The organism is Pseudomonadota bacterium (genome assembly GCA_039033415.1).
In the GTDB taxonomy this organism is placed as follows: Bacteria; Pseudomonadota; Gammaproteobacteria; order Xanthomonadales; family SZUA-38; genus JANQOZ01.
The window spans coordinates 57,170-76,485 of record JBCCCR010000019.1; the positions used below are offsets into that span (position 1 = coordinate 57,170).

Annotated in this window: 11 protein-coding genes; 5 read left to right on the top strand and 6 right to left on the bottom strand. The window is 62.8% G+C overall.

Annotated features, from left to right (window positions below):
* Positions 1-162 precede the first annotated feature (162 nt).
* Positions 163-570: a hypothetical protein gene (locus AAF358_16230; GenBank protein MEM7707105.1), complete on the top strand. Its 408-nt coding sequence runs from the start codon at positions 163-165 to the stop codon at positions 568-570.
* On the opposite strand, the gene AAF358_16235 is transcribed toward AAF358_16230, so the two are convergent.
* The 4 genes from AAF358_16235 to AAF358_16250 all read right to left on the bottom strand — a co-directional run bounded on the left by AAF358_16235 (position 567) and on the right by AAF358_16250 (position 12,239).
* Positions 567-2,102, bottom strand: coding sequence for an ATP-dependent DNA ligase (locus AAF358_16235; GenBank protein ID MEM7707106.1), 1,536 nt, complete (start codon positions 2,100-2,102; stop codon positions 567-569). The genes AAF358_16230 and AAF358_16235 overlap by 4 nt on opposite strands.
* Before the next feature lie 39 nt (positions 2,103-2,141).
* Positions 2,142-5,765 carry an SDR family NAD(P)-dependent oxidoreductase gene (locus AAF358_16240; GenBank protein MEM7707107.1) on the bottom strand — a complete coding sequence of 1,208 codons (3,624 nt, stop codon included), beginning with the start codon at positions 5,763-5,765 and terminating at the stop codon, positions 2,142-2,144.
* The gene (locus AAF358_16245; protein ID MEM7707108.1) at positions 5,762-11,173 is read right to left on the bottom strand and encodes an AMP-binding protein; all 5,412 of its coding nucleotides are present in this window, start codon (positions 11,171-11,173) and stop codon (positions 5,762-5,764) included. The genes AAF358_16240 and AAF358_16245 overlap by 4 nt, the downstream gene beginning before the upstream one ends.
* A 106-nt stretch (positions 11,174-11,279) precedes the next feature.
* Positions 11,280-12,239 carry an MBL fold metallo-hydrolase gene (locus tag AAF358_16250; protein MEM7707109.1) on the bottom strand — a complete coding sequence of 320 codons (960 nt, stop codon included), beginning with the start codon at positions 12,237-12,239 and terminating at the stop codon, positions 11,280-11,282.
* A gap of 112 nt (positions 12,240-12,351) precedes the next feature.
* On the opposite strand from AAF358_16250, the gene AAF358_16255 reads away from it, so the two are divergent.
* The 4 genes from AAF358_16255 (at position 12,352) to AAF358_16270 (ending at position 15,599) form a co-directional block, all read left to right on the top strand.
* Entirely contained in the window at positions 12,352-12,924 is a 573-nt protein-coding gene (locus AAF358_16255) for a hypothetical protein (GenBank protein MEM7707110.1), read from the top strand.
* A gap of 145 nt (positions 12,925-13,069) precedes the next feature.
* A complete protein-coding gene (locus tag AAF358_16260; protein MEM7707111.1) occupies positions 13,070-13,738 on the top strand; it encodes an isochorismatase family protein in 669 nt (222 codons plus the stop codon).
* Complete coding sequence (locus tag AAF358_16265) at positions 13,735-14,673, top strand: polysaccharide deacetylase family protein (GenBank protein MEM7707112.1); 939 nt, start codon at positions 13,735-13,737, stop codon at positions 14,671-14,673. The genes AAF358_16260 and AAF358_16265 overlap by 4 nt, the downstream gene beginning before the upstream one ends.
* Positions 14,673-15,599 (top strand): polysaccharide deacetylase family protein, encoded by a 927-nt coding sequence (locus AAF358_16270; GenBank protein MEM7707113.1) that lies wholly within the window; start codon positions 14,673-14,675, stop codon positions 15,597-15,599. Before AAF358_16265 ends, AAF358_16270 begins: the two co-directional genes overlap by 1 nt.
* Before the next feature lie 213 nt (positions 15,600-15,812).
* Here AAF358_16270 and AAF358_16275 read toward each other — a convergent pair whose 3' ends face one another.
* Complete coding sequence (locus tag AAF358_16275; protein ID MEM7707114.1) at positions 15,813-16,637, bottom strand: mechanosensitive ion channel domain-containing protein; 825 nt, start codon at positions 16,635-16,637, stop codon at positions 15,813-15,815.
* Between the two features lie 278 nt (positions 16,638-16,915).
* Positions 16,916-19,057 (bottom strand): V-type H(+)-translocating pyrophosphatase, encoded by a 2,142-nt coding sequence (locus tag AAF358_16280; GenBank protein MEM7707115.1) that lies wholly within the window; start codon positions 19,055-19,057, stop codon positions 16,916-16,918.
* Between the last annotated feature and the right edge of the window lie 259 nt (positions 19,058-19,316).

The following is a 19,316-nucleotide window of genomic DNA, read 5'->3' on the forward strand; positions in this document are numbered from 1 at the left end:
CGACGGGTCAATGCGCTGTGTTTGTGTGAACCGGCGCACAATGTCTGAATTTTCCTACAGTAATACCCGCCGTTCCCTGTAGCAATCGACACCCGAGGCTGAGGCTTGTGCTGTCGTTTCCCGAGATAATTAACGTGTCGCTTTTCAACAAGGATCGTGCTGATGGGTAACTGGAAACTGGCTGACCGAGATTTAAGCGGGTTCCTTCGGGATCTGAAAAACGCTTGCCACAAGGTCGACTGCGGCGAGCCGCCGCCGGCCTGGCTGAGCGATGACGATCAGTGGCGGGGGGCAACGCCCAGCCTGCGCCAGCAGGTCCTTCGGCGCCTCTGCGAGTCGCGTCGGCTCACGCAGGCCTACGATACCTGGAAGGAGCGCGCGGAGCAGCTGCGGACCCGCTCCCGCGTGCAGCGGCGCATGGGTGAGCGGGCATTGGCTGAACGCACCCATCGATGGGCGAATCGTTTCTGGGATCGCGCGCTGCTTGCCGCGGCGCTGGCCTTTGAGCGCGAGACCCGCGCCGAGCGAGCCTGGCTAGACTTCTGGCGACGAAAGAAAGTGCCGAACTAACCTCCCGCTTGGTGAAGCTGGCGCACCGTCGTCAGGGTGTCAGCTTCCAGCGGCGTTTTGTCTTTGCGGTAGCGCTTTACCCGGGCGAAGCGTAGCGCCATCCCCGCGGGATACTGCGGGCTGGTTTGAACGTCGCTGAAGGCGATCTCCACGACCAGTTTCGGTCTCACGAAGACGACATGTCCCTCGGTGTGGGTCTGGAGGGCCAGCAGCCGTTCGGTTTGCCAGGCCAGCAGCCGATCGGTCAGCCCCTTAAAGGTCTTGCCCAGCATGACAAATTCCCCTGACTCGGCGTCGCGGGCACCCAGGTGTAGATTTGAGAGCTTGCCCTTGCGCCGGCCGCTGCCCCATTCGGCCGCCAGCACCACAAGATCCAGCGTGTGGGCCTGCTTGATCTTGAGCCAGTCGGCACCGCGGCTGCCAGCCATATAGGGTGCCGTCAGCGACTTCGCCATGACGCCCTCATGCCCCGCGCTAAGCGCGTCGGTGAGGAACCGCGTGGCCTCCTCGCGGCTGGCGCTGATCAGCCGGTTGACCCGCAGCGACGCGGGCAGAGCCTGTTCCATGGTCCGGATGCGTCGGCTCAGGGGTTCATCGATAAGCGACTCGCCGTTGAGCATCAGACAATCGAACACGAAGAGCTGCAGCGGAATTTTTTGGGTCATCTCCGCGACGTTGAGGCGTCGGCCAAAGCGCCGCATCGTCACCTGGAACGGCAGGGGCCGGCCATCCTCGCGCAGCGCCAGCACCTCACCGTCAAAGATGCCTGATTCCAGGGGGAGATCCGCGACGATTGCCGCGATCTCCGGCAGCGACTCGGTCACCGGATTGAGCTGGCGACTGTAGAACTCCACGCGCGTGCCTTCCCGATGTATCTGCACGCGGGCGCCATCCAGCTTGATCTCCAGCGCCGCCTCACCCAGCGCCTCCATCGCGCCCGGCATGTCGTCCGCCGGCTGCGCCAGCATGGGCTTAACCGGTTTGAACAGCTCCAGCTTAAACTGCGCCAAGCCCGCCAGGCCGTCGGTCCAGGCAGCTACCGCAACCGGGGCGGGGTCGCCGGCCAGCATCACCGCGCGCCGCAGCTCGCTCGCGGGCAACTCGGTCGCGTCTGCCAGCGCGTCGATGAGCACGCCTTCCAAAGCACCCTGCCGCAGCTCGCCCAGCACCAGGCGGCTGACAAAGCGGCCCTCGTCGTCGCTCAGGCGGGCGTAAAGCTGGGTGAGCGTCTCTTGCCGAGCCTTGCCCGAGCCAGCGCCTTTGGTCGCGGCGATCTGGTCGAAGGTCTGATCAAGCTCTAGGAGCTCAACGGTTGAGGGTTCCGGACCCTGGCCCGGGGTAAGCTTGCTGATCAGCGCCGGCCCCAGGCCGATCTTGCCCTGAGGCAGCGCGCCGCTGAGGTAGTTCACCACCAGCGCCCGCTCCTCTGGGAGCGTGGCGCCTAAACAGGCCGCGAGCGCCGCCCGCTTTTTCAGACGGCTGCGGGTTGCGGCGACCGCGCCGGAAGCCGCGACCAGGTCTCTTAGCAGCATGCGTTCAGCAGACTTTGAGCAAAGCGGTGGGATCGAACACTAGACGGTCACGGCATTGCCGCGGAAGATCCGCGCCAGGTAGCGGCTGTCCTTGGGCCGCGGAGCCGGGACCGAACACTGGAGTACCGCTGCAACCAGACGCTGCATTTCCTCTGCGAGCTCCTGATCATTGCTCGGCTCCTCGGCCCGGGCTCGCCGGGTCAGCTGAACCTGATTGATCGCCGGGGCCGTCGGCAGCCTTTCGCCTTCGACGCCGAGCGTCACGGTAAAGGCGTGCAGCGAGTTCTTGGCAAACAGCGCCAGCGCAAACTCCTCCCGCGTGGAGGCGCGGGAAGTGCCCGAGGTCACCAGCACAATCTGGCACCCTTCGATGAGCGCGGCTTTCTTGGCGGCTCGGAAGTGGTGAGTCAGATGATTGCCCACCACGTCGGCGAACTCCTCAGTGGTGAGTACCCGATCCCAGCTTCGGCCAGCGTCTGCGGCTAGAGGCTTGAGCGGCATGCGAACAAACGGTGTGCTGACCACCACGTCGATAGACCCCATGGCGGCCCGCGCCTCATCCATCGCCTTTTCGATATGGTCGGTGACCGGTCTGACCGTCAGATTGATGCCGTCGAGCTTGGCCATTCTTGCGGTCAGCGTTTTGGCGGTGTCTTCGCTGCTGACCAGCAGCGTCAGCGCAGCAATCTTGTGCTCAGCAAACCCCTCCGCAATCGCCTGCAGCTCCTCGCGCATGGTGTCGCCGATCAACACCACCTTCTTGCCGTTGAGCTGAGCCAGGTCTTCCTTGCCGGGGTGGAGCATCATTTCTCCTTCGGTCACGGATCGATCAAACTTCAGGCCGCCCGACGGATGGAACGTCTCACCGCTGACAATCTGGTCGGCCAGGCTGAAGACGGTGGAGACCGCCACCTGTTCGTCGGTGGGCATCCGATGAAGGTGCAGTCGATTGATAATACCCGCCTCGATCTTCTGGGCCGCGCGCTCGATGTCTCCGGCTTCAAAGAAGTCGCCTTCGGGTGTCTCGCAGGCATCGAGAAAACGCTCGCTGTCGGCAGCGCTGATTTGCCCACCGACTTCGAGGCGCCGGCACAGCTTCTCTGCCAGCGGGCCGCTGAGGAGATAGTCTGAGGCGTTGGCGACCGCTGAACCCTCGGCGGCCTGGGTGATCAGCGTGGCCAGGGCTCGCGGTGCGTCGGCCCACTCGCTGAGCTGATCCAGGCGATTGATCGCGAGCTTTTGCAGGCACGATTTCAACACGTCATCGGGGGCGGTCAGCAGGGCGCCGTACACCTTGTTGAGCCGGATGTTCTCCAGGATCAGCCGCCCGCGGCGCGAAAAGAGCCCCGGTGCGCCGCCGAGGCCGCGCAGCCGGGCGCCGTCAACCGGACCCGGTGCCATCGCATTGATCTGAATCTCCGGACCCAGATGCCGGGACAGGATTTCCGCCAGGACCCGCTGCCCCGCTTTGGACACCGAGTAGTCCGCGCGATTGGGATAGGCGACAGCCAGATACTTTTCGCCACCAAAATAGCTGGACACGTTCAGGATATTGCCGCTGCCATGGTCTTTCATCGTTGGCGCGAACATCCGGATCAGCGCGTAGTTGCTGATCAGATTAGCTTCCATGGTGCGGTTCCAGTCGTCGAGACTCATGTCGACAACCATCTCCTCCGCGCCTGAGATGCCGGCGTTGTTGATGAGAAAGTCCACGTTGCCGAACAGCGCCATGGCGTGGTCGAACAGCTTCTGGAGCGCTGCGGCGTCGCCGACGTCGACATCGGGAAGGATGAACACCCGGTTTTCCGGATCGCCGTACCCCGACAGGCGCAGCTCTTCGACGATGCTGTCGCGGGCGCTCGCGAGCTTTTCTTCGCTGCGCGCGCTGAGCAGCACCCGCGCGCCCGCCAGCGCCAGAAAACGTCCGAGCTGCAGGCCGATACCCAGACTGCCGCCGGTGATCACCGCGCTTTTCCCTCGATGCAGGCCCGGCAGCACGCGCTGGATCGACATCGGCATCGACGACTTGCCGGTAGCGCGCTGGATGGACTTCGGCAGCCAGAGGTTGATCGCGTCCATCTTTCGTACACGATTGTTCAGCGTCACGCACCAGTCTGCGGCGAAGGCCACGTTGTCGGGTTCGCTGTTGTCGAACCGGACCAGCTGGTTGGGGCTGAGTGCAAACGGTCGCGTACCTGTCCTCAGCTGATGTTCAGACTCCAGGCGCCAGACGCGGATCAGCGCCTCGATGGCAGCTCGGCTGACGTCGTTCAAGAGATTGCCTCGCCCGTCGTCGGGGTTGGTCACGAACGTGACGGCCGGCGCCGCCTGCTGCTTCGGCCAGGACGCGAGGCGCTCGCTCAGGGCCGACGCAAAGGCGACCGGCGCGGCCAGCTCCCGCTCAATGAATTGTGCAACGTCGCGATCTTCCGCGCTAGCCAGCGCGTGACCGTGGTCGGCGTTGGCGGTTGCCGGGAGGTAGATGACGCCGTCGAGCTGTTCGAACTGATCGCCGATCAGCTCGAAAACACGCTCCAGCGATTCGGGCCGGAGCGGATTGACGTGCTGCAGCTGAATCCAGCGGTCCTCGCCGCTCGCCAGCTGCGCTCGGGCATGACCGACGGCTTCCAGCGAACGAAAGCCGATGACAACCTGCGCACCGTGGTTTCGGTTGCGCCGCGCGAAGGTCAGCGCGTCGTCAACGTCGCTGCCGCCGATAATGAGGATGACCCGATGTCGGAGGTCAACCAGCCGGCTGTCCGGCCACGAAACCAGCTTAAAGCGGCTTTGGGCCGGCACCTGCATGCCGTGCGTCACCTCCAACGCGTGGCCGGATAAGCCGCTGGATTCCTCGCTGGCCAGCCAGGTGATGGTGTCCGCGACGTTGGTCGGCGTGGGGTAGCGAAAGTCCAGCTGCCCGTCGTCGTCCGCCTTTTTGACGGTCATCAGCCCGCGGAAATGCTCTGAAGTGCTTCCCGACTCGAGCTGCTGCAGCTCGTCCATGGCGGCAAACACGGTGTCGATGCGTTCCGACTTGATCGGCCCAGGGAACACCGTGTTGACCCGCACCGCCTGTCTACTGGGGCCGAGCTCGCGCGCAAGGCCCAGCGACAGGGCGTTCAGCGCCGACTTGGGGACAACGTACGGGATCCGACCGAAGTATGGCGTGCGAGAGAATATGGTTGATACGTTGATCACCGACGCGCCGTTCGACAGTCGGGGCAGGGCGGCTCGTGTCATATTCCAAGGTCCGCCCAGCAGGTTCATGCAGGCCTCGAAGAGCGTCTCCGCATCGCCGATCTGCAGTTTCTGGTCCTCGCTGAACGGGATGTGCTCCAGCGTTTGTTTTGGGCCCGCGCCGCCGGCATTGTTGATCAGGACGTCGATGTCGCCAAAGTGTTCGGTTGCGGCGCCAACCACGGCTTCGCAGTCGGCGGGCACCGCGCAGTCACCCGCAGCACAAAGGATGCTGGAAGCGTCAAATCCCTCTTCGACCAGCTGCTCGGCCAGCTCTGTGAGCTTTTGTTCCGTGCGGCCGTTCAGCACAACCCTGGCGCCCTCCTGGAGCAGGTGGCGGGTAATGTGGGAGCCGATATTGCCGGCGGCTCCGGTCAGAATGATGTGGCGGCCGGTGAGCCGGCCAGTGCTGATTGATTCGCTCATCGGAGGGTCCCTGCTGATCCCGTATCCACCTGTTCAAAGTCTTCGCCTCGGGCCTGGGCCTCAGCGATGGCCCATGCGCGGTAAAGCTCGTCGCGGGTTTTGAGCCCCATCCGAGGCAGCGCGTGCAGCGCCACGTAGGTGGCTCCCTCGTGGCGGTTTTCCCACATCGCCTGGTGCGCCGCAGCCACCTCGTCGAAGGCCACCGGCACCGGCTCGACGACGTCGATCATGCCGGCAGCGATGCGCTCCTGAACCTCGCTGAATTCGCGAGCCGTATTGAGATGGGTTCCACGGATTTCGGCGGTTGGCATCAGGATGCGTCGTTGCCGCATCCAGACCTGCGGTGCGTAAAAACTCAGGCGGCGGCCGCTTAAGCTCTCGCTGTAAACCACCTTGCCTGTGTTCGGTTTAACCAGCGACGTGGACAGCGCCAGCGAGTCGCGGCCGCGGCGCTCGAACACGACGTCCGGCAGGCCCCGCCGATCCATCGTGTTGCGCAGCAGCGGCCCAATCGCTGAGCCGATGGGCTTCAACGTTCGGTCGGAGAAGCGGCGCACGGCCTCCTTGAAGCTCGGTGACTCGGTAAAGGGGTCGGGCATTGGGGCCAGCGGACCCGGCGGATCAAACTCGTCACCCAGCCGACGCTGAATCTGCTCGACGCTGACCACGCCGGCGAGCTGCGCACCGAAGCCCAGCGAGGTGACGAACTCGCGCTGCTCGATCGTATCAGCGAGCACCGCTACCCGGGCGCCGATGGCGCAGCCGGCCTCGATTGCCTCGATGCCTATCGGGTCCACCACACCGTCTTCCGCGCCGGGACCGTAGATCACCAGGAGCGACTGGCCAGCCCGCAGCCGGGCGCGACGCAGCGTTTGGGGCACTTCCTCCTCACCGCTTTTGCCCATAAACGAAAAACGGTAGCCCGTTGAGGCGCCAAAGAAGGTCAGAATGCCGCCGTCACCCAATAGCTGGAAAGAGCGGCCGAAGGCTCGTTCGCCAGCGTGCGACACCACAAAGTCGAGCGGTCCACCCACCTGGCTATGTGCCTCGTTCACAAAGGTCTCGCCCGCTTGCTCCCAGGCGTCCCAGCCCTCCGGCTCATCCGGCACGGGCGTAAAGATCGTCGCCCAGCGAGGGTCTTTACGGTTGATCGCCACGCCGCCGAGTGACGCTACCCGCGATGCCCGATCGTCTGAGGAGACCATCCCCAACACGCTCAGCCCGCTGCTGCGGGCGCTGCGCAGACATTCAAGGCCTGTGCCGGTTGAGGCGCCCTCAACGAACAGGCGGGCACCGGCGTGTATGTCGAGCGTGTGGTAAAGCGCGCGGTGAATGGTGCCCTGGGTCAGGCCGTAGGCGCCGGCCTGTTCGATGGTCAGCCCGGGCAGCTTGGCGTGGAGCTGCGGGCCCTGCACCACGAGAAACTGCGCGTGGCTGCCGTCGTTACGTTCGTAGCCCTGGATGCGAAAGTCGGCCGCCATCGGGTCCAGACCCTGGTCGGGTGACAGCAGCTCGCTCTGGCCGGAGTAGATGGTAACCAGCTGTCCGACGGACAGCCGGCCCTCACGCGCGAGCTCGGCACCCAGCTGAGCGATGATCGCCACGCCGCCCGAACCGGTGACCTGCACGTCCACGTCGCGGGCATCAAACGGTGACACCGGGATGCCGGTGATGGCCCAGATGTCGTTGAAGTTCAGCTCGGAGGCCAGCACGTAGACCAGCGCATCGTTGGGCCCAGGCTCAGGCGTATCGAAGACCAGCAGGCGCTCTGCCTCAATCGGGTCGCCGTGATCCGGCGCGCCGTCTTCAGGCCGTTTGATCACTCCGAGGCCGTACTGATAAGCCGGAACCGAGGTCACACCCGGGAAAAAGCTCGCTCCAAGCGGCAGCAGCTCGCCCTCTGCCTCGAGCTGCCGGCGAGTGGCCTCGTCAGCGTCGGGCGGCACCGCGGTCTCGCGAACCGGCAGCGGGTTGCTGCGTCGCTCCAGAAACGCCCGGATGCCGATTGGACCCGCGGCCGGATCGCAGACGCCGTCAGCGAACAGACCCGCCTCGGTCTTGAGGCCCGCCGCCTGGCCCTGCGCGGCGCCGACCGACGTGGCCTTGAGGATCCGTTCGACGGCGCTACCGCGATCACCGGCGTGAGCCTGCTCCACCACCTGCTTCAGGCGGCCCGACTCGAGCCAGGCCGGATCGAAGGGCAGGGGCTTTTCCCGATCTTTGAGCTGCTGGGCGCGCGCGGCGGCAACCGCGACCAGGGGCCCCTCGCCCTGGATGAGCCCTCGAACCCGATCGACCGCGGTCTGGACGACGCCAACAGCGCCCGACTGCTCGTCTGCCAGGCCGAGCGCCAGCGCCCGCTCGACGTCCACCGAGCGACCGCTGATCATCATGTCCAGCGCAACCCGAATTCCGTCTTCGCCCTGGCGCTCGTAGAGCTTGCGGGTCAGGCGCTGGGTGCCACCATAGCCGGGCAGCAGGTTGAGGTTGATTTCCGGCTGACCAAAAACCGCTCGCGGATCGGCCACCACATAGCTGCAGGCCAGCACCAGTTCATTGCCCCCGCCCAACGCCGGGCCGTTGACGGCCGCGATGACCGGAACCGGGAGATTTTCGAGCGCGGAGAAGGCGGTGTGAGCCGCGTTGGCGGGCGTCTGCGCACTCTCGCGGTCACCGGCTTCGCCAACCTCCAGGAGCTCTTTGACGTCAGCGCCGGCCACAAACGCGTTGCCGGCGCCGGTGACCACCACCGCCGCGACGCCCGACTGATCCTTCAGGTGCTGCAGCACCGTGTTGAGCTCGTCGAGCGCCCGTTCATTCAGAGAGTTCACCGGCGGGTGGCTGATCGTCAGCACCACCACGCTGTCCGTTTCTGTGAGCTGGTGGGTTTCGACCCGCAGGTAGCGGTAGGTCTGGACAATCTGCCGAGCGTCAGCCAGGCGTCCGAAGGCGCGCCACTCGGCGACGGTGGCCGCGATTTCGTCGACCACCTCGGGATTACGCAGGGTGGAAAGATCCCCCAGCGGTTCGTCCAGCAAAATCGCGCGAAGCGTGCGGCGCATGTACTTGCCAGACCGCGTCTCGGGAAACGCTGAAACCACCAGAAAATCCGACGGCACCGCGGTCACACCCTTCTCGGTTTTGACCAGACCCTTCAGTCGTGCCAGGTCGTCATCGGACAGCCGGCCACCGGGGGCGGGAATGACAAACGCCACCGGCGTTTCACCTTTCTCGGTATGGGGTGCGCCGACAACCACGGCATTGCCCAGGGGTGACTCGGTGTTCAGGACCTTGTCCCGGAGAATGGCACCCTCGATTTCTTCGGTGCCAATGCGATGCCCCGATACGTTGATGACGTCGTCAGAGCGGCCGTGCAGCGTGACGCTGCCGTCGTCATGCTGCCGGGCAAAGTCACCCTGGGTGTAGGCCAGACCATCGCTCCAGCGGCTGAAGTACACCTCCGTAAAGCGTTCGAGGTCGCCACACCAGCCGGGCTCGCCGAGCGCCTCGCCGTTCCCCCAGATCGTCCTGGCCAGGTAGGGGTAAGGCTGCGTGATGACCAGCTCACCCTTTTCCCCCAGCTCGGCGGGCCTCCAGTTGGGTTCACCGGGCGCGGGCTCATCGACGGCAACGCGCACCTCTGCCTGGATCCAGGGTAGGGGCCAGCTCTTCGCGTCCGCCGCCAGCGCGTGGACGTCTCCCCACGGGCAGCTCAGCACCATGCCTCCGTGTTCGGTAGCCCAGTATGAGTTGATGTAGCGGCTGCAGACATTCTCCATCGCAAACTGCTGGACCGCCGGCGACACGGGCTCAGCGCAGAAGGTGGCAACCTTGAGACCCGCCATGTCGAAGGTGGCCATGTCCCGGGTGCTGGCCGGATCGGTCATCACCGCTTTCAGAAACGTTGAGCCAGCTTTAAAGATGCGCGCGCCGTGGCGCTGAATGATCGAAGAAAAGCGACCGGCGTGCGGAAACAGCGGAGAGCCCTCAACCACAATAGAGGTGATGCCCAGCGCAAAGGGTGCGGCAATCAGGTACGACTGTCCGGTGATCCAGCCTGGGTCGGCGATCACGTAGATCCGGTCCTCAGGCTGCGCGTTGAACACCATCCGCATGGTGTGCGTGATCCCGGCGAGCCAGCCGCCGTGGGTGTGGACCACCCCTTTGGGTTTGCCGGTGGAACCGGAGGTGTAAATGATGAACAGCGGCCAGTCGGCGTCGACCGGCTGCGCGGGCTGGATCCGATTCAGCGTCGACCACAGTTCCGTGTCCTCCAGCTGATCGAGTGAGTCCAGATCGCCGGCCTGCGTGAGCAGCACGGCCGCCGCGTCGGAAACCAGATCGGCCGACCACCGGTCGCGCTTTTGCTGGACGATGTCCTGCCCGGTGTGCCTGACCACCACCACCGTCTCCACCACGTGGGTGACTTGGGACAGGCGCCGGGCGACGCTGGTGCGGATACGGGCGGTTTGGGTGGCACCCAAGGCTGTGGCTTCGGTGCCGCGCAGACTGCGGCCCAGTTCGCGCATGACGTCGCTGCGCTCGATGGTGATTTCCCCACGCAGCGCGGCTTCGACCTGCTCGTGAATATGGGTTGCCAGGTCGCCGAGCTCATGCTCAGCGAGCACCTCGGCGAGGGCGTCCAGCGCAGCCGGCAGCGGCACGTAGTTGTCCAGCGCCGGATCGGCATAAGTCTCCTTAAACGGGACAACCTCAGCATTGCGATAGCCACCGTCCGCTGTCACAACGACGCGAGCGCCCGCATCGCAGATCCGGTCGGACAGTGTCTTGGCCGAAAAGCCGCCAAAGACCGGGGTGTAAATGATGCCGAGGCGCTTGGCCGCCTCGGTATAGAAAATCTGCTCCGGGATACTGGGTAGATTAAACGCCACCCGGTCACCCTTTTTGAGACCGAGCGAGCTCAAGACCTGGGCGCGAACAACCGTCTCGACAAAAAACTCGCGATAGCTATGGCTGCGCTCCTGAACCGGTCCGCCCTGACCATTGTTCAGGGAGGGGTCCCAGCGGTCGCCCTCAAACACAAAAGCGGTATGGGCACCTCGGCCCGCCAACAGGTGCCGATCAATTTCGTTGAAGCAGGCATTCGTGAGGCCCCCGCTGAACCAGCGGTAGAAGGGGGCCTGCTCGTCGTCCAGCGCGTTGCGCCAGGGCTGCCAGCCCGGGTCGCGCGCTTTGTCTACCGGATCGCCGTTGGCTGCAGCAAAGCCGGACCAGCTTCCGGTGTTGGGGTCTGCCTTAAGCCAGTTATCCTGCTCGGGGTCGAACCAGTGAAGTTCGCCGGCCGCGATGCGACCGTGAAACTGGCCAGGATCGTCGATGGCCTCTTGCCTGAGGACCTGCTCGTCAGTATTTCCAAGCGTTCCCCAATGCCCGTTCGCCTGCGCCATGCGCTATTGCCCCTTACTCGAGAGCAACCGATGCAAACAGATGGTGGGCGCTAACGCAAGCGAGTCTTGGCGTTTCTCATCGCCGCCGGGGAAAACTTCCGTCCCTCTATCCTGCTGAGGCGGCTTCGCGGGCTTTGCGCCGGCGCTTTGCCGCGACAAACGCCAGGCCCTGGGCGTTGAGCTCCAGGTCCATGGCCATCAAATCACGATAGAGCTGTCGATCGCTCGCGCCGCGGTCCTTAAGCACCTGATCAAAGTACGTGTCCAGCCGCTGCTTGATCATCGACTCCAGCTGGTCGTCGGGATGCCCGGACGTCTCGGCTTCGAGCATCAGCGCCTCAGAAAAAGCCAGGTGCGCCAGCATCTGCTCACCGCGCTGGCCAATCTCGTCCAGCGGCCCAAAGTGGGTTGGATAGATGCAGCTGGGCTTCAGCGACACCAGGCGCTTCACTGACTCGCGCGCCAGCGGCCCGTCAAAGTCCGTCGGGCTCGTGGAAGGAAAGGCAAACGGGCCGTCAGCCTGCAGGGCCGGGTAGTGGAGCCCGAAGGCGTCCCCGGTGAAGATGCTGTGGCTGGCGCTGTCGACGATACAGAAATGGTGATTGGCATGGCCCCGGGTGTGCAGGAAGGTGAGCGTGCGCTGACCAAAAGACAGCGTTTCGCCGTCCTCCATCTCCCGGACTCGTTCTGCCGGCACGGGTTCGATGGTGCCGTAGAGCTTGTCGAACGTCTCGGCGCCGTAGACGGCCCTCGCGCTGCCGACCAGGCGTTCCGGGTCGATCACATGTCGGGCTGCGCGTGGGTGTGCGACCACCACCGCGTTGGGGCAGGCCTTGAGCAGCGCCGAGGTTCCGCCGGCGTGGTCTAGGTGGACGTGGGTAATGACCAGATATTTGACGTTCTCGGGCGCCAAACCCTCCGCCGCAAGGTGCTCCAACAGTGTCGGGACCGCCAAAGCGGTGTTGTTGTCGATGAATGCCGCCTCATCACCCTCGATCATGAGGTAGGCCGCAGCGACCAAGGGCTGCCCCGCGTAGTGGCAGTCGATCGTGATAATTTTCTGCATATCGATACTGTTACCGCCACGCCTGAAAAATGCAATATCGTCGGTCTTAGCTGGATGCTGGGCGGCCAATCCCCTACAATTTAGCCTTAGTTTTTGGGCGGCAAAGCCTTCGATGAAAGCAAGCAAACGCGATATTTTCTGGTTCGCAGCACTCGCTGCGCTCATGCTGGCAACCCGTGGAAATCTTCTGGGGACGATCGTGCCTGTACAGCTGCACGACGCGTCCTGGGCGGCATTTCTGCTGGCGGGCGCGGTGCTGAGAAAGCCGGTGTACCTCGCGTTGCTGGCGACGCTGGCGCTGGGACTGGATTACGCAGCACTGTGCGCCGGCAGCCTGGATCTCGCGGGTTGCCTTAAGCCTTCCTACCTGACGCTCCTGGGAGCGTGGGCCATGCTCTGGGTGGCGGGCCGCATGATCCGCACCGGCAGCTGGGACCTGGCGACCGCCGGTCGAAACGTGCTGCTGGTGCTCGCCGTAATCACGACTGCTTACGTGTTGACCAGCGGTGGCTTTTATCTTTGGTCGGGCCACTACGAGGCGTGGTCCATCACCCAGTTCTGGAACATGAGCGCGCCGTTCTTTCTGGTGGCGCTAGGTTCAACCGTGGGCTACACGGCCCTTGGCCTGCTCGCTCAGCAGGTGACGACGTCTTTACCCCGTAGCCGGGAGCCGCTCGCCGGCTAGAGCTGGCCGCTGCCCCTGGGCGGAGACGCGCAAGCGACTCTTAAATCGGCGTAGCCCGTCCCCTTCGGAACGGCAGCGAGCCTTTTCCAATTCGACCGTATGAACGGGTATTATCGTCAGCCCGCTAACTAGTCAACGTCGGATCATGGAAACCAGCAGCAAAACCGCTCGTGAGATTTACCAGGAAGTCAAAGCCAACCCCGCTCGAAAAAAATTTGGGTTTGGCCAAAAAGCGGCGCTGATCAACGTCGATCCGCAGAAAGCGTATACCCGGACTGACCTGTTCAAGACTGCGTATGAAACCGATCCGCGCCAGCTTGAGTACGTCAACCTGCTGGCCAAACAGTTTCGGGCGCTGGGCTGGCCGGTGGTATGGACCCACGTCGCCTACATGGACTCCGGCGAAGATGCCGGCGTGTGGGGAACCCGAACCGACACCGAAGATAGCCTCCAAAACATCAAGTATGGATCGGAACGATCGGAGTTCGACGACCGGCTCGAGATCGACCGCAAGGGTGACGCGATCTACACCAAGCGCATGCCGTCAGCGTTCTTCGAGACGCCGCTACAAACCCACCTGGTCTGGCATCAGGTGGATACGCTGGTGATCACCGGCGGCTCCACCAGCGGCTGTATCCGTGCCACCGCGGTCGATTCCCTGTCGCGTGGCTACCGGACAATCGTGCCGGAGGAGACAACCGCGGATAAACATGAGAGCTATCACTTCGCAAACCTGACTGATCTGCTGCTCAAGTATGCGGACGTGGTCGCGGTTCAGGAGGTGTTCGACTGGCTTGAAGGCCAGGGGTCATGAAAGAAGATCCCGGATTTTACGACTACTGGCCATACCGCGATCGACCGAAGATCACCTGGCCCGGTGGCGCTCGTCTCGCCTTTTGGGTGGCACCGAATATTGAGTACTACGAGCTCAATCCGCCCGATAACCCGCACCGCAAACCGTGGCCGCAGGCGAACCCCGCGGTCGCCGGCTACAGCATCCGGGATTTTGGTAATCGGGTAGGTCATGTTCGGCAGATGGAGGTGCTGGATCGCTACAACGTTCGCGGGTCGATCTCCCTGTCAACGGCGCTGTGTGATCACCATCCCGAGATTATCGAGATGTGCAAGGAACGGGACTGGGAGTTTTTCAGCCACGGCATCTACAACACTCGCTACACCTACGGCCTGTCCAGCGAGCAGGAAAGGGCCATGATCCGCGACTCGATGGAGTCCATTCATAAGCACACCGGGCAGAAGTGCGCCGGCTATCTCGCGCCTGCGTTGTCTCACAGCGAGGAGACCATCGACCTGTTTGCTGAGGTGGGCAGCGAGCTGTTCGGCGATGAGGGAGGAATCTACACCTGCGACCTGTTTCATGATGATCAGCCCACGCCGATTCACACCCGGTCAGGCAAACGGTTTGTGTCCATTCCCTACTCGCTGGAAATGAACGACACGATCGCCTACGTCGTGCAGAAAATTGAACCCCGCCGCTACGGTCAGCAGATCAAAGACTGTTTTGACCGGCTCTATGCCGAAGGGGAAACCAGCGGGACCGTCATGTGTATCCCCACGCACAACTATCAGGTGAGCTGCGCGCATCGGCTAAGAGCCTTTGAGGAAGCGGTTGAGTACATCACCGGCCACAGCGACGTCTGGGTCACCACGGGGCGTGAGATCGCCGAGTACTACCGGGACAATTATTACGATATCGCGATGCAGGACATAAAAGAGCGGGGGGCAGCCTGATGGCGCTTGATCAAAGCTACCTGGAGTATCCCGAACGTTCGTACGGGATGGACCACCAACGCTATGACTGGTCGATGCTCAGCGAGCGCAAGCCGGTCAGCTGGCCCGACGGGAAAACGCTGGCACTGTGGGTGAACGTCAATCTGCAGTTCTATCCGCTGAACCAGGAGGGTAAACCTTTTAAGGTGCCGGGCGGCATGACCATGCCCTATCCGGACCTAAGGCATTTCAGCCTGCGTGATTACGGCAATCGAGTGGGCCTGTTTCGGGTGCTCGATGCTCTGGACCGATTCGGCGTAAAGCCGACGTTGACGGTGAACTCGCGCCTGCTGGAGCGGGCCCCTTACCTGGCGGCCCTGATCCGCGATCGCGGCGACGAGGTGCTAGGCCACGGCTCGCATATGGACGCGCTGCACTACGGCGGCCAGGACCGCGCGCAGGAACAGCAGGAGATCGAGGCCAGTCTTGAAAGCCTGCGCAAAGCCACGTCTCAGGACGTCAACGGGTGGCTCTCGCCGGTACGATCGGAGTCGGAAAATACGCCTGATTTGCTCGCCGCAGCCGGCGTTGAGTACTTCTGCGACTGGGTGAACGACGACATGCCCTATGAGTTTCGCACCGACCACGGCCCCTTGACCGCCATGCCGCTGCCGCTGGAGATCGAAGACCGATTCGTGATCATGAACAACCTGCATTCGGAGGCTTCCTGGGCCGAGCAGGTGCTGGACTCAGCCGATCTGCTGGAAGCTGAGGCCGCTCGACAAGGTGGGCGGATACTGTCGCTGAACATCCATCCCTGGATGCTGGGCCAACCTCATCGTATCAAGCACTTGGAAGGCGTGCTGGAGAATCTTAAAGCACTCCCCGGCATTTGGAGCGCATCTGCCGGCGAAATCCGGCAAAGCTGGCTCTCCCAACAAGACTAAGGCCCAGTGACGCCGTCTGCCGACCCTCATGCGAACGGGCCCGAGCGCCGCTCGGTCACAGACCCAGCACGCGGCCTTGATGCAGAGACTCTGTCCTCGCTCAATTTGCGTCGCCACTTCGCCACAGATTGGGGGAGGTGGCCCCTCAAAGCGATGTTGGGTGGCCGCCCAAACTGCTGGTGTCGGGCTCGCGCTTAGTGGGTATCGACGCGCTCAGCCCGCATCCTGAAACAGGTGAACGTCTCTCTGCGGGAATGGAATGCTGCAGCCGGCTGTTTCCACGGCAGCCTTGAGCGCCGGGCGCAGGTCGAAGAAAACGTCCCAGTAGTCGTCGGTGTTGACATAGGCGCGCACCAAGAAATCGACAGAGCTCGCACCGAGTTCAACCACCTCGACCACATGTTGACGGTCTTTCAGAAACCGCTGGTCTTCGGCCAGGACGCCCTGCATGGCTTTGCGGGCGTTCACTAGGTTATCGCTGTAGCTGACGCCAATCGCTACTTCGATGGCGCGGGTTTCCGAGCGCGTGTGGTTGATGATGGAGTCGTTTGCCAATGCGCCGTTGGGGACAAATATCACCCGCTCGTCGAACGTCTTGAGCGTGGTGACAAAAATGCCGATATCTTCGACCACACCTTCATGACCCTGTGCTTCGACGTATTCACCGACCTTGATGGGGCGGAACAGCAGCAGCATCACGCCACCGGCAAAGTTTGACAGGCTTCCCTGCAGTGCTAGGCCTATCGCCAAGCCCGCGGCACCAAGGACCGCGACGAAAGAGGTCGTCTCGATACCGACGATGCTCGCTACGCTGATGATGAGCACCACTTTGAGCAGGATGTCGACCGCGCTGCCAATAAAGCGTGCAAGCGTTTCATCTGGAACCTGCTTTTCAGATATGCGCGCAACGGCCCGCACGATGCGCTTAATGACCCATAGTCCGATGAGCAAAACCAGGATGGCGAGCAGAACGCGCCCGCCATAGAGAGCTATATGACTTTGCATTGACTGCAGAAAGTTTGTGAGTTGTTGAGGCATGGGCTGACCCCCCGACATAGATGTGGCCACACCGTATGGTCGGGGTAGTACAGACGCTATGTCTGTTAGCGATTGTTTACAGTTCCGTCGAAGCGTCGCCCTACTAAGACGGTGGTCAGAAAAGCCGTGTTGATAACGCTGGTGTCTGTAGGCTGGACGCTGAGTTGCCTTCGGGCGCTAAGGGGTTGGCGGCCGGAACTTCGCTCAGCTTAGAACGTGAAAGGGCCGGTCCCACGCCTGCGGAACCGGCTCCTGAGGTTGGGTAGCGGCTGGTCGGATCAGCCGACGAGGATCCCGCCGTACTGCACAAAGAAAGGCACAAACACCAGCGACAGGATCGCTGACAGCTTGATCAGAATGTTCAGCGACGGGCCGGAGGTGTCCTTCAGCGGGTCACCCACCGTGTCGCCGACCACCGCAGCCTTGTGGTTGTCGGTACCCTTGCCGCCGAGATTGCCGGCCTCGATGTACTTCTTGGCGTTGTCCCATGCGCCGCCGCTGTTGGAGGCGCTGATGGCGAGCACGCCACCGGAAACCAGCGAACCCGCTAGCAGGCCGGCGGTGGCCTGGATGCCAAACAGGAAACCGGTGACCAGCGGTGCACCCATGATCAGGATTCCCGGGGCGATCATCTCTTTGATGGCGGCCTGGGTGGAGATCGCCACACACTGCTCGTAGTCGGGGTCGCCCGTGCCTTCCATGATGCCGGGGATCGTTTTGAACTGACGCCGCACTTCCTCGATCATCTTGTAAGCTGCGGAGCCGACCGACTTCATGGTCATGGCGGTGAACAGGGCCGGCAGTACTGCGCCGATGAACAGGCCGGTGAAGACCATCGGGTCGAGAAGGTTGATGCTGCCCAGGAGGTCAAACTCAGGACCGTTTTCCTCTTTGAGCAGCAGGTCAGCCCGGGTGAGGAACGCCGCAAACAGAGCCAGCGAGGTCAGAATCGCCGCGCCGATGGCAAAGCCTTTACCCATAGCGGCGGTGGTGTTGCCGGCGGCATCCAGCACGTCGGTGCGCTGACGCACGTGCTCTTCCATCGAAGCCATCTCGGCGATCCCGCCAGCGTTGTCTGCCACCGGGCCGTAGGCGTCGATCGTCAGTGCAATCACCAGCGTCCCCAGCATGCCGAGCGAGGCGATGGCCACGCCGTACATGCCGGCGAGCATCCAGGGGATGTAGATGGCCAGGCCAATCGCCAGGTAGGGGCCCACGGCACTCTTATAGCCCAGCGCTAAACCGAAGATGATGTTGGTTGCGGTACCGGTCTGACACGACTCGGCCACCTCTTTCACAGGACCGTAGCTGTCCGAGGTGTAGTACTCGGTCAGCAGACCGACCACCAGGCCGGCAATGAGGCCGGTCAAGAAACAGAGGTAAACGCCGAGGTTGGTGTAGTTTTCGCCGGCGATGGCGAACTCGGCTGGCACCAGCTGCATGGTCACGAAATACATCGCGATGGCCATCAGCACGCTGGAGATGATCAGCATACGCTTCAGTGCAGGACCCACCTGACGCTCCAGCGTGACCTTGACCATCAGGATGGTCAGCAGGCTGACCGGGATGCCAATGGCGGAGATCACGATGGGATACAGCAGCGCGTCCACGTTGCCCGCAAAGGCGATCGCGCTGATCACCATCGCGGCGCAGGTGCTCTCGGCGCAGGAGCCAAAAAGGTCAGCCCCCATGCCGGCCACGTCGCCCACGTTGTCACCCACGTTATCCGCGATGACGGCCGGATTTCGAGGATCGTCTTCCGGGATACCGGCTTCCACCTTACCGACGAGGTCGGCGCCGACGTCAGCTGCCTTGGTGAAAATGCCGCCACCAACCCGCGCAAACAGGGCGATCGAGGAACCGCCGAGGCCAAAGCCGGCGATCACTTCCATCAGAATATGCGGCGGGAGCTGCTCGGGCATCACATACTTGAGGCCCAGGTAGATGAGCAGCATGCCCAGGGATGCCAGGCTGACCAGCGCAAAACCCATGACGGCGCCGGAACGAAGCGCGAGGTTGAACGCGTCCGACAGCGACTGGTTGGCTGAGACGGTGGTTCGGACGTTGCCCGCGGTGGCGATTTTCATGCCGATGTAGCCGGAGGCGATGGAAATCACCGCGCCGAAGATAAAGGCGACCGCGGTGTAGATGCCTTCATTGACGTAGTCGGTGTGATGATCGTCGATGAGGATGGCGATGATGGCGGCAAACACCACCATAAAGATCGCCATAAACTTGTATTCCTGTTTCAGGAACGCCATGGCGCCGGCTGCAATCGCCGCGTGAATTTTCTTCAGCCGGCCACGGATGCCTTCATCCTCGACGCCCATGTCGATGGCCACTTTGCTCACCGAAGATGAATAGAAAAAGGCGACTGCCAGGCCAAACAGGCTGAGCGCCAAAACAATTGCTACGGACATGCCCTGTGCTTCTCCAAATGCATAGTCAAAACTGCTGCGCGCCATCCGCAAAAAATCCCCTTGCTAACCTCAAAAGGGCCCGCAAAGCGTGGATTTCTGGGGGTGGTGCTCCCTGAACTGATTCTGGTTCGACGTCGACGGATCGTGAAAATGCGGCGTTGAACGGCGCGAGAGTCTACCACAACACGCCTTCGGCCGCAGTGGCTGGGAGGAAAAGATTTCTGGGGAGATTTGGCAGGGGCAACCATCGCTCCGGAGA

Coding starts and splice junctions, on each gene's coding strand:
- AAF358_16230 (MEM7707105.1), top strand. CDS start 163: ATGGGTAACTGGAAACTGGCTGACCGAGATTTAAGCGGGTTCCTTCGG.
- AAF358_16235 (MEM7707106.1), bottom strand. CDS start 2,102: ATGCTGCTAAGAGACCTGGTCGCGGCTTCCGGCGCGGTCGCCGCAACC.
- AAF358_16240 (MEM7707107.1), bottom strand. CDS start 5,765: ATGAGCGAATCAATCAGCACTGGCCGGCTCACCGGCCGCCACATCATT.
- AAF358_16245 (MEM7707108.1), bottom strand. CDS start 11,173: ATGGCGCAGGCGAACGGGCATTGGGGAACGCTTGGAAATACTGACGAG.
- AAF358_16250 (MEM7707109.1), bottom strand. CDS start 12,239: ATGCAGAAAATTATCACGATCGACTGCCACTACGCGGGGCAGCCCTTG.
- AAF358_16255 (MEM7707110.1), top strand. CDS start 12,352: ATGAAAGCAAGCAAACGCGATATTTTCTGGTTCGCAGCACTCGCTGCG.
- AAF358_16260 (MEM7707111.1), top strand. CDS start 13,070: ATGGAAACCAGCAGCAAAACCGCTCGTGAGATTTACCAGGAAGTCAAA.
- AAF358_16265 (MEM7707112.1), top strand. CDS start 13,735: ATGAAAGAAGATCCCGGATTTTACGACTACTGGCCATACCGCGATCGA.
- AAF358_16270 (MEM7707113.1), top strand. CDS start 14,673: ATGGCGCTTGATCAAAGCTACCTGGAGTATCCCGAACGTTCGTACGGG.
- AAF358_16275 (MEM7707114.1), bottom strand. CDS start 16,637: ATGCCTCAACAACTCACAAACTTTCTGCAGTCAATGCAAAGTCATATA.
- AAF358_16280 (MEM7707115.1), bottom strand. CDS start 19,057: ATGTCCGTAGCAATTGTTTTGGCGCTCAGCCTGTTTGGCCTGGCAGTC.